The organism is Rhodococcus sp. (in: high G+C Gram-positive bacteria) (assembly GCF_049591685.1).
Taxonomy (GTDB): Bacteria; Actinomycetota; Actinomycetes; order Mycobacteriales; family Mycobacteriaceae; genus Rhodococcoides.
The window spans coordinates 1-10,492 of sequence record NZ_JBAWFH010000479.1 but is presented as its reverse complement, the minus strand read 5'-3'; the positions used below and the strand labels follow the sequence as shown (position 1 = coordinate 10,492).

Here is a 10,492-nt window from a genome sequence, read left to right as displayed (position 1 = left end):
TATTCGTGGCGCATACAAGAGGCCGGATTGAGTCTGGGCCATGTTCCGGATGCCATCGTCGCCTACCGCGTGAGGAGTACGCTGCGCTCGTCGTTTCGACAGGGCGAGAACTATGGCCGCACTGCGTGTCTGATCACCCAGAAGCACGCCCCGCTCGGCTGCCCAAATCCTTCTCCATACCTTCAGATTCCCGCTCACCTGGCAACAATCGCATTCCTCGCGACAGCTCGTAATCCATGGCTTCCGAGGCGACTTCGATCGATGCCGCGTGGACTTTGGGCTCATGACATGGGGCTTCAGTACGGTGCTTTCAGAATGCGCCTCAAATTCCTCGATCCTCGCGGGTTTCGCTGATGACAGACTCGGCACTCGGATCGATTCGACGTCAGACTCTCGACGTGATGCGTCGACACACGTCTCCTGGAGATCGCATTGCTGTCCTCGATTTCCCAATTCACCACAATGCAGGTGACTCGCTGATATTTGCGGGACAGGACCAGTACTTCGACACACTCGACGTGCACGTCGACTACAGGTCCGACCTGCTTACTCACGATGACGCGCTTCTTCGGGAACGGGTAGGCGACCGCACCATCTTTTGGGGCGGCGGGGGCAATTTCGGAGACCGCTGGCCTGTGCACCAAGAGTTCCGCGAGAGAATAGCCGCACGCTTTCCCGACAACAAGATCGTCGGCCTACCTCAAAGCATCGACTACGCGAATTCTGATGCTGTCGCCAAGACGGCCGAGATTTATGCCCGACACCCCAACCTGACTTTGTTGCTACGAGAACAACGCTCGTACGACTTCGCGCTCGCCAATTTCCCAGCCAACAAGATCGAATTCTGCCCTGACATGGCTTTCGGAGCCAACATCTCAGCGATCGCCGGCGGCGAGGCAGTGGACGTGGTGAAACTGCTCAGGATGGATTCCGAACAGCTCGATCACGGAACCGTCGACATCGACTACTCGACGGCCCAATACGACTGGGGTTTACGCGGCAAAGATCTGGCCGTGTGGAATGCAATAACGCTTCCGACGAGAGTCGCGTACAACTTTCCACGGGCCATCCGACCGCTCTACCCGGCAATCGCCCGTTCTTATCCCTGCGCGATCTCGCTCAATCTCGGCGCCGCTCAGCGCATCTTGAGCCAGGGGTCCGTCGTTCTGACCGACCGTCTGCACGCCGCAGTGCTGGCCGGAATGATGGGCAAGCGGGTCGTCGCCATGGACAACGCAAACAAAAAGGTATCCGGGACCTACGACGCCTACCTGCACCGGTTCGACAATGTGCGCTTCGCGTCGACGGCCGCCGAGGCCGCCGAAATGGTGGCCGACGCCGTCGCCGCGAGTCGGTAGCACTGGGCGTACGAGGCACGAAAACTACACGTTGAAGCGGAATTCCACGACGTCCCCGTCGACCATGATGTAGTCCTTGCCTTCGATGCGGACTTTGCCTGCGGCTTTGGCGGCGGCCATGGAGCCGGCTTCGACGAGGTCGTCGAAGCTGACGATTTCGGCCTTGATGAAGCCGCGTTCGAAGTCGGTGTGGATGACGCCGGCGGCCTGGGGTGCGGTGTCGCCCTTGTGAATCGTCCACGCACGGGCTTCTTTCGGGCCTGCGGTGAGGTAGGTCTGCAGTCCGAGGGTGTGGAAGCCGGCGCGAGCCAGGGCGTCGAGGCCCGGTTCGGTCTGCCCGACGCTTTCGAGCAGCTCGGCTGCGGATTCGGCGTCGAGTTCGAGCAGTTCGGACTCGATCTTCGCGTCGAGAAACACTGCGTCGGCCGGTGCGACCGAGCGGGCCAGCTCGCCGACCTTGACGTCGTCGGTCAGCACACCTTCGTCGGCGTTGAAGACGTAGAGGAACGGCTTCGTGGTGAGGAGCTGGAATTCCTTGAGCAGCTCGAAGTCCAGCTTGCCCTTCTGCGAGAACAAGGTCTTGCCCTCGTTGAGGACGGCTTGCGCGGCGATGGCTGCGTCGAGTGCAGGCTTGCGGTCTTTCTTGATCCGCGCTTCCTTCTCGACGCGCGGGATCGCCTTCTCCAGGGTCTGCAGGTCCGCGATGGCCAGTTCGGTCTCGATGACCTCGATGTCGGCGGACGGATCGACACGGCCGTCGACGTGCACCACATCGTCGTCGGCGAAGACGCGCACGACCTGGCAGATTGCGTCGGCTTCACGGATGTTGGCGAGGAACTTGTTGCCCAACCCCGCGCCTTCGGACGCGCCCTTCACGATGCCGGCAATGTCGACGAACGACACCAGCGCGGGCACGAGCTTCTCCGAGCCGAAGATCTCGGCGAGCGTGTTCAACCGCGGATCGGGAAGGGGAACGACGCCGACGTTGGGCTCGATGGTCGCGAACGGGTAGTTCGCAGCCAGAACGTCGTTCTTGGTCAGCGCGTTGAAGAGGGTGGACTTGCCGACGTTGGGCAGTCCGACGATTCCGAGGGTGAGGCTCACGGTCTATGGAGTCTACTTTGGCGTAGCCACCAGCTCTGCCATCGCCCGACCCGCATCGAGCGCGGACGTCCCCAGTAGCTCGAGAACGACGTGGTCGGCACCGGCGTCGAGGTGCTCGTCGACGCGGGCGGAGATGCTGTCGACGGAACCCCAGGCGACGACGGCGTCGACCAGTCGGTCACTCAACTGTTCGACGTCCTCGCTGGTGAACCCCATCCGGAGGAGGTTGTTTCGGTATCCGGGCACCGTCACCAGGAAGCTCAGCGGTTCACGGGCAAGCCCGCGCGCCCGGCTCGGATCGGTCTCGAGCACCACGAACTGATCGACGACGAGCACCGAATCCCCGAGGAATTTCCTCGCGTCCGCTGTGTAGTCCGCAGTGACCAGCAGCGTGACGGCACCTGCTGCGCGATCACGCGCTATCTCGAGCTTCCTGGGTCCGAGTGCCGCCAAGATCAGGTGATGTGCGGGCAAGGCAAGCTCATCGAGGTAGGCGTTCAGTTTCGCCAGGGGACGCGCGGTCTGCGGACCGCCCAGCCCCAGGACGAACCGGCCCGACGGCCCGAGGTCGTCGTACAGCTTTCTGGTCTCCGAGGGGCCGAAGACGTCAACGGGGACGATGCCCGGCACGATGTTCGCATTCTCTGTCGCGTCGACGAGGTCCGCGAGCCGCCCCAATCGGTCGATCTGACCGCCCGCGAGCCACAGCGTGGGGTAGCCGATGGTGTCGAGTTCGCACGCGTCGTCGAGATACGAGTCGGTGGCGGCAATGCCGATTCCGATTCTGCCCAATCCGAGTGTGTCCATGAACAGGACGCTAGAACCTCGAGTTGTGTTCAGGTCAAGTGGCGATTGTGGAATCCGCGTCCGGGCTGCGCGTTCACAACGCAAATTTTCGTTCACACGTCGAGCTCCGGTGGTGAACGGCCGGGCTTGTTGTAAACGCCCAAGCGACGTTGTACGTCGACGGCGGGATCTGTGTGACTCGATAGGGGCTGGCCTGCATTTCGGCGCACATTTCGCACCATTGGGCGCAGGGGCACCTTGCACCCCGGCAGTCCGGTCTACAGTGATTCCGATCACATGCGCAGCCTGAGGAGTCCGGAGAACATGACAGCATCGGCCACCGAGAGCCAACACATCGAACTGCAGAAAACCGACCCCGACCTGCCACCGGTGGGGGTCGTCGATACATCCCCGATGACCCCGGCCAAACGAATCATGTTCATTCTCATCGGCCTGCTCGGCGGGGTTGCGTGGACGATCGTGGCAATCGTCCGCGGCGAGAATCCGAACGCCGTGTGGTTCGTCATCGCCGCGGTGTGTACGTACATTTTTGCTTTCCGGTTCTACGCCAGGCTGATCGAGAACAAGATCGTTCATCCGAGGGACGACCGCGCCACCCCTGCGGAAATTCTCGAAAACGGCAAGGACTACATGCCGACGGATCGTCGCGTGTTGTTCGGCCACCACTTCGCCGCCATCGCAGGCGCGGGCCCCCTCGTCGGACCCGTTCTTGCAGCTCAGATGGGCTACCTGCCCGGAACCATGTGGATCATCATCGGCGTCGTCTTCGCCGGCGCCGTACAGGACTTCCTCGTCCTGTGGATCTCGACGCGTCGCCGCGGCCGCAGCCTCGGCCAGATGGCCCGTGACGAGCTCGGCGTCATCGGTGGAACCGCAGCCCTAATCGGCGTCTTCGTCATCATGATCATCCTGATCGCGGTCCTCGCACTGGTGGTCGTCAACGCACTCGCCGAAAGCCCGTGGGGTGTCTTCTCCATCGCACTGACCATCCCCATCGCATTGTTCATGGGTGTCTATCTGCGGTACCTGCGACCCGGCAAGGTCTCGGAAGTCTCGCTGATCGGCGTCGTACTGCTGCTTCTCGCCATCATCGCCGGCGGCTGGGTCGCCGAAACCGACTGGGGCAGCGACTGGTTCACGCTCTCGAAGGTGACCGTTGCGTGGTGCCTCATCGGCTACGGCCTCGCCGCGTCCATCCTTCCGGTGTGGCTCCTGCTGGCCCCGCGCGACTACCTGTCGACGTTCATGAAGATCGGCACCATCGTCCTGCTGGCCGTCGGAATTCTGATCGCCCGCCCCGAAATTCAGATGCCGGCGATGACGAGCTTCGCCACCGCAGGAAACGGCCCGGCCTTCGCCGGGTCGTTGTTCCCGTTCCTGTTCATCACAATCGCGTGCGGTGCGCTCTCCGGTTTCCACGCTCTGATCAGTTCCGGCACCACGCCGAAGCTGCTCGAGAAGGAAAAGCAGATGCGGATGATCGGGTACGGCGGCATGCTCACCGAATCGTTCGTCGCCATCATGGCGCTGATCACCGCCTGCATCCTCGACCAGCACATCTATTTCGCGTTGAACGCGCCGGCGACGCTCACCGGCGGAACCCCCGAAACCGCAGCGGAGTACGTCAACGGCCTCCCGATCAGTGGCGGCAACATCACTCCCGACGAACTCACTCAGGCCGCCGAAGCTGTGGGCGAGGAATCGATCATCTCTCGTACCGGCGGCGCCCCGACCTTGGCATTCGGAATGTCCGAGGTGCTTCATCAAGTCTTCGGCGGCGTGGGCCTCAAGGCCTTCTGGTACCACTTCGCGATCATGTTCGAGGCGCTGTTCATCCTCACGACGGTCGACGCCGGAACCCGCGTTGCGCGCTTCATGCTCTCGGACAGCATCGGCAATCTGCCCGGTACTGCGGCGAAGAAGTTCAAGGATCCATCCTGGCGGCCCGGCGCGTGGGTGTGCTCGCTCATCGTCGTCGCGGCATGGGGTGCCATCCTCCTGATGGGCGTCACGGACCCACTCGGCGGCATCAACACGCTCTTCCCGCTGTTCGGTATCGCGAACCAGCTACTCGCCGCAATCGCATTGACCGTCGTGATGACGATCGTCGTCAAACGCGGCCTGTACAAGTGGGCCTGGATCCCCGGTATTCCGCTCGTCTGGGACCTGATTGTCACCATGACGGCCTCGTACCAGAAGATCTTCTCCGACATCCCCGCCATCGGTTACTGGAAACAGCACAGCGTGTTCTCCGACGCGAAAGCCCAGGGCCTCACCGAGTTCCAAACCGCGAAAACACCCGAAGCAATCGACGCGGTCATCCGCAACACCTTCATCCAAGGCACGCTGTCGATCATCTTCGCCGGACTCGTGCTCATCGTGGTCGCTGCGGGACTCATCGTGTGTGTCAAATCGCTTCGATCCGGCGAACTCGAGAACAACGAGGAGCCGGAGGTGCCGTCGAAGATCTTCGGCCCCGCAGGTTTCGTACCGACTGCCGCCGAGAAGGAAATCCAGAAGGACTGGGACAAGCTCATCGCCGACGGAACCGTTCGTGCCCCCGGCGCCGCACACTCGGGAGCGCACTGACATGCGCGGGGTGTGGTGGTGGATCACATCGCTCATGGGCGACAAAGACTACGAGCGATACCTCGCCCACATGAATCGCGTTCATCCGGGTGAGCCGGTTCCGTCGGAACGACAGTTCTGGCGGGACCGGTACGCCGAAGCCGACCGCAAGCCCGGTGCCCGCTGCTGCTGACAGCTCGCACGTCCATGTCCGAATCCCGCTAGCAACGGCATGCGCGCGGGTGACACAGTAGAGCGCATGGAGTTGGACTTCGAACGGTGCTATCGGGCCGTATCAGCGCGGGACACACGGTTCGACGGGCAGTTCTTCACGGCCGTACGCACGACGGGCATCTACTGCCGCCCGTCGTGCCCGGCCACCACACCCAAACCGCAGAACGTCTCGTTCGTACCCACCGCGGCGGCCGCCCAGCAGGGCGGCTACCGCGCGTGCAGGCGCTGTCAACCCGACGCCACCCCGGGATCACCGCACTGGAACGTCCACTCCGACCTCACCTCGCGCGCAATGCGGCTGATCTCGGACGGAGCCGTCGAACGCGGCGGCGTCGACTCCGTCGCGAACACCCTCGGCTACTCGACGCGTCAGCTCACCCGCGTACTCACCGCCGAAATCGGAGCCGGACCGCTCGCCCTCGCCCGGGCACACCGCGCCCATACCGCGAGAACCCTGATCCAAACGACGAGTATGCCGATGAGCGACATCGCCTTCGCCGCCGGATTCTCGAGCGTCCGCCAATTCAACGACACCGTCCGAGAAGTCTTCGCTGTCAGCCCGACAACGCTGCGAGCCGAAGCGACCCGCGCGAAGACCGTCTCCAGCAAGGGCACCGTCACCGTCCGGTTGCCCTACCGCCGACCACTCGACCGCGGCTGGCTCGAATGGTTCATCCGCGGACACATCGTCCCCGGCCTCGACACGTTCGACGACGCCACCCGTCTCTACCGCCGTTCCATGCGGCTCCCCCACGGCCACGCGGTCGTCGGCATGCGCATCGAGGACGGCTACGTCGACACGACGCTGAGCCTGCAGGACATGCGTGACCTCTCGCCTGCCGTCGCACGCATCCGTCACCTCCTCGACCTCGACGCGGACCCCGAAGCCGTTGACGCTGCTCTAGCCGAGGACCCGGCGCTGGCACCGCACGTCGCCGCGCATCGAGGAATCCGAGCTCCGGGCAACGTCGACGGCGAGGAGATACTGCTGCGCACGATGATCGGACAGCAGATCTCGTTGCGGGCCGCGGCGACGCACACCGCCCGCCTCGTCGAAGCCCTCGGAACCCCGATCGACGACCCGCTGGGCGGCGAAATCACCCGGCTGTTTCCGAGCGCGGAGTCCATCGCCGAGCGCGGCCACGAGGTTCTCACCGGCCCGAGAGCCCGCGTCGACTCCATCATCGGCGTGGCCGATGCCCTCGCAACCGGCAAGATCACCCTGCACACCGCACTACCTCCCGACGAACTCGAACGAGACCTGCTCTCGCTCAAAGGGATCGGGCCATGGACCGCACGCTACGTCGTGATGCGTCTACTCGCCGACCCCGACGTTCTACTCGACACCGACCTCGTCGTTCGCCAAGGCGCCGAAGCGCTCGGCATCACACTCACCGATTCGCACCGCTGGGCACCGTGGCGTTCGTACGTCTCGATGCACCTCTGGCGCGTCGCACTCGAGAAAAGAGAACTCCGACCATGACCACTGCAACGTTCGCCACCACGGACACCCCCATCGGACCGTTCGCCGCGATCGTCGACGGGTACGGCTCCGTGCTCGCATCCGGATGGACCCCGGCCGTACACGACCTGGCACCGCTCATCCACCCGTCGTTGCGTCCCGTCGACATCCGTATCGCGGCCGACCTCGGGCCCGTCACGCGCGCCGTCGACGCCTACCACCGCGGCGACTTGGGCGCCATCGACGACATACCCGTCGCTCAACAATCCGGTGAATTCCTCGTACACGCGTGGAAGATTCTGCGCGATGTTCCGGCGGGCGCACCCGTGACGTACTCGGAGTTCGCTTCGCTCGCAGGTCGACCCGCTGCGATCCGCGGTGCGGCCTCCGCCTGCGCACGCAACGCCGCGGCACTGTTCGTGCCATGTCACCGCGTCGTACGCATCGGCGGGGCACTCGGCGGATTCCGCTGGGGACTGCCCACCAAGACCTGGTTGCTCGCCCACGAGGCCGGCAGCTAGGTTCGCCCGGCGGCTCGATTGGCCCGGTGGCGGGGTGGGTAGATCGATGGCCGAAGACATAGAGTCACCCGAGCAGTGCGCACGCGCCACTGCCCGAGTGCCCGGCCACCGAAAAGGACTTGCTACGTGACGGAACAGGCAGCGCCCAACGTGAAGAAGGGTAGCGAGAACGTGGGCCGCGAGAAGAGACTGATGCCCGACCGGGGCGACCTCATCGGCGTCGGCGGCGTGTGGCTCGCGAAGTGGTCGCTGATTCTGGTGGCCGTCGCCGCAGGAGCATGGGTTCTCGGCTGGCTGATTTCCGCTCTGTGGGTCGTCATACTCCCCGCCCTGCTCGCCATCATCGTCGCCACCGTGCTGTGGCCACCGACGAAGTGGATGATGCGGGTCGGGCTTCCACCGGCGGCAGCCGCCGCAACCTCACTCATCGTGTTCTTCCTCGTCATCGGCGGCATCATCACGCTGATCGTTCCGTCTGTCGCCGAGTCGGCACCGGAACTCGTCGACAAGGCATCGGAAGGCGTATCCCAGGTTCAGAACTGGTTGAAGGGCCCGCCGATCAATCTGCAGGACGAGCAGATCGACAATGCGGTCTCCGCAATCACCTCACGCCTGCAAGACAGCGGAACTGCCATCGCGTCCGGAGTCTTCACCGGCGTATCGGCGGCCGGCTCGATCCTGATAACCCTCGCGCTCGTGCTGGTGCTCACGTTCTTCTTCATCAAGGACGGCCTCAAGTTCCTTCCCTGGATGCACGGCTTCGCCGGTGGACGCGCCGGAGGTCACCTCGCCGAGGTCCTCGCCCGCATGTGGGCCACGCTCGGCGGGTTCATCCGCACTCAAGCCGTGGTCAGCCTGATCGACGCGTTCTTCATCGGACTCGGACTGATCATCCTGGGCGTGCCGCTGGCCCTGGTGCTCGCGACGCTCACCTTCCTCGGTGGGTTCATTCCGATCGTCGGCGCATTCGTCGCCGGTGCCCTCGCCGTACTGGTGGCGTTGGTTGCGAACGGCCCGACGACGGCCCTGATCGTCCTCGTCATCATCCTCGCCGTGCAGCAGCTCGAAGGTAATGTGCTGCAACCTATTCTGCAGAGCCGCAGCATGAACCTGCACCCGGCGATCGTACTGCTCGCCGTCACCGGCGGTAGCTCCGTCTTCGGCATCATCGGTGCCTTCCTCGCGGTGCCCGCGGCCGCCGTCGCGGCCGTCCTCATCCGATACGTATCGGAACAGGTCGACGAACGTTCCAAAGAAGCCAACCAGGACGAGCTCGAAGAGCAGGCACCCGAGTACGACGAACTGTTGACCGACGAGCAGGACGACGACGAAGAGGATGCAGGCGAGAAGAAGGATTCGAGTCAGGATGCAGCGAAGAGCTGAAGCCGCGACCCGTCTCGCTCGCGAATGACGTGCAGTCGGCTCGGGATACGTTGACGCATCTCGTCGACGTGACTGACGATGCCGACGACGCGTCCGCCTGCGCGTAGCTCGTCGAGTACGCCCATCACCGATTCGAGCGTTTCGGCGTCGAGCGTTCCGAAGCCTTCGTCGATGAACATGGTGTCGAGTACCACCCCACCGGATTCGGCGGCCACGACGTCCGCGAGCCCCAGTGCGAGTGCGAGCGACGCGAGGAACGACTCACCACCGGACAGTGTCTTGGCCGAGCGCACGACGCCGGTGTAGTCGTCACGGATGTCGAGTCCCAACCCTCCGCGTCGGCCGCGGGATTCGGCGGCGTCGGAGTGCACGAATTCGTAGCGCCCGCCCGACATGCGGCGCAGCCGTGCCGATGCCGATTCGGCAACGTCCTCGAGACGGGAGGCCAGCACGTACGACCGGAGCGACATCTTGCGCGCGTTCTGGCCGCGTCCGGCAACGACGTCGGCCAGTGCGGCGAGTTCGTCGTGCCGCGCTTGCATCGGTGCCGCCCTGTCCACAGCCGCCCACAACTGCGCGGCCAGTTCTCCCAGCTGTTCGGTTCGGCGTTTGCATCCGGCGTGGTCGGCGACCGCCTCGTGCAGCCGGGCATCCGCAGCAGCGGCCGCTTCTTTCGCCGGGGTCAGGTCGATGGGGTCGGCGACGGTGACCGCCGCGATGGCCGGGTCGGCCAACACCTGTTCGGCGTGGGCGCGGATGTCGTTGGCGGAGGCGAGTGCTTGTTCCACAGCCTGTGCACGGGCCACGGACACGACATGTCCGGCCGCGTCGGCGGCAGACTCGAAACCGGACTCTTCGACTCGAAAGGACAAGGCCTCGGCGAGATCGTGCATCGCGGCTGCGGCGGTCGCGACAGCCACTCGGCTCTCCAGCAGCTCGGGAGCGCACGTGATCAGTTGTTCGAGTCGGTGCGACCGTTCGTCGAGGCCTTCACCGCCGTCGACGACGGACTGTATGCGGGCGCGCATCTCCTGTGCCGAATGCCGCACCTGCGC

The 10,492-nt window shown here is 64.3% G+C and carries 9 protein-coding genes; 6 read left to right on the top strand and 3 right to left on the bottom strand.

Going from position 1 to position 10,492, the window contains the following annotated elements:
• Positions 1 to 353 precede the first annotated feature (353 nt).
• The gene (locus tag WBQ44_RS19810) at positions 354 to 1,358 is read left to right on the top strand and encodes a polysaccharide pyruvyl transferase family protein (protein WP_495568374.1); all 1,005 of its coding nucleotides are present in this window, start codon (positions 354 to 356) and stop codon (positions 1,356 to 1,358) included.
• A gap of 24 nt (positions 1,359 to 1,382) precedes the next feature.
• Here the strand turns inward: WBQ44_RS19810 and ychF are convergent, their stop codons facing one another.
• Positions 1,383 to 2,462: a redox-regulated ATPase YchF gene (ychF, locus tag WBQ44_RS19805; RefSeq protein ID WP_495568373.1), complete on the bottom strand. Its 1,080-nt coding sequence runs from the start codon at positions 2,460 to 2,462 to the stop codon at positions 1,383 to 1,385.
• 12 nt (positions 2,463 to 2,474) lie between these two features.
• Positions 2,475 to 3,269: a TIGR03620 family F420-dependent LLM class oxidoreductase gene (locus WBQ44_RS19800; protein ID WP_495568372.1), complete on the bottom strand. Its 795-nt coding sequence runs from the start codon at positions 3,267 to 3,269 to the stop codon at positions 2,475 to 2,477.
• A 303-nt stretch (positions 3,270 to 3,572) separates the two neighbouring features.
• On the opposite strand from WBQ44_RS19800, the gene WBQ44_RS19795 reads away from it, so the two are divergent.
• The 5 genes from WBQ44_RS19795 (at position 3,573) to WBQ44_RS19775 (ending at position 9,437) form a co-directional block, all read left to right on the top strand.
• Positions 3,573 to 5,858 carry a carbon starvation CstA family protein gene (locus tag WBQ44_RS19795; protein WP_495568371.1) on the top strand — a complete coding sequence of 762 codons (2,286 nt, stop codon included), beginning with the start codon at positions 3,573 to 3,575 and terminating at the stop codon, positions 5,856 to 5,858.
• Position 5,859: 1 nt separating this feature from the next.
• Complete coding sequence (locus WBQ44_RS19790; protein WP_495568370.1) at positions 5,860 to 6,030, top strand: YbdD/YjiX family protein; 171 nt, start codon at positions 5,860 to 5,862, stop codon at positions 6,028 to 6,030.
• A 66-nt stretch (positions 6,031 to 6,096) separates the two neighbouring features.
• Positions 6,097 to 7,554, top strand: a complete 1,458-nt coding sequence (locus tag WBQ44_RS19785) for an AlkA N-terminal domain-containing protein (protein ID WP_495568369.1) — start codon at positions 6,097 to 6,099, stop codon at positions 7,552 to 7,554.
• On the top strand, positions 7,551 to 8,054 hold the full coding sequence (locus tag WBQ44_RS19780) for a methylated-DNA--[protein]-cysteine S-methyltransferase (protein WP_495568368.1): 504 nt from the start codon (positions 7,551 to 7,553) through the stop codon (positions 8,052 to 8,054). The genes WBQ44_RS19785 and WBQ44_RS19780 overlap by 4 nt, the downstream gene beginning before the upstream one ends.
• 192 nt (positions 8,055 to 8,246) lie before the next feature.
• Positions 8,247 to 9,437 (top strand): AI-2E family transporter, encoded by a 1,191-nt coding sequence (locus WBQ44_RS19775; RefSeq protein ID WP_495568375.1) that lies wholly within the window; start codon positions 8,247 to 8,249, stop codon positions 9,435 to 9,437.
• On the opposite strand, the gene WBQ44_RS19770 is transcribed toward WBQ44_RS19775, so the two are convergent.
• Positions 9,416 to 10,492: SbcC/MukB-like Walker B domain-containing protein (locus WBQ44_RS19770; protein ID WP_495568367.1), on the bottom strand; the 1,077-nt coding region annotated here is incomplete at its 5' end. The two genes, WBQ44_RS19775 and WBQ44_RS19770, sit on opposite strands and share 22 nt — an antisense overlap.

Excerpts from the sequence above, each read along its gene's own strand:
- WBQ44_RS19810 (WP_495568374.1), top strand. The coding sequence starts at position 354 with ATGACAGACTCGGCACTCGGATCGATTCGACGTCAGACTCTCGACGTG.
- WBQ44_RS19800 (WP_495568372.1), bottom strand. The coding sequence starts at position 3,269 with ATGGACACACTCGGATTGGGCAGAATCGGAATCGGCATTGCCGCCACC.
- WBQ44_RS19795 (WP_495568371.1), top strand. The coding sequence starts at position 3,573 with ATGACAGCATCGGCCACCGAGAGCCAACACATCGAACTGCAGAAAACC.
- WBQ44_RS19790 (WP_495568370.1), top strand. The coding sequence starts at position 5,860 with ATGCGCGGGGTGTGGTGGTGGATCACATCGCTCATGGGCGACAAAGAC.
- WBQ44_RS19785 (WP_495568369.1), top strand. The coding sequence starts at position 6,097 with ATGGAGTTGGACTTCGAACGGTGCTATCGGGCCGTATCAGCGCGGGAC.
- WBQ44_RS19780 (WP_495568368.1), top strand. The coding sequence starts at position 7,551 with ATGACCACTGCAACGTTCGCCACCACGGACACCCCCATCGGACCGTTC.
- WBQ44_RS19775 (WP_495568375.1), top strand. The coding sequence starts at position 8,247 with ATGCCCGACCGGGGCGACCTCATCGGCGTCGGCGGCGTGTGGCTCGCG.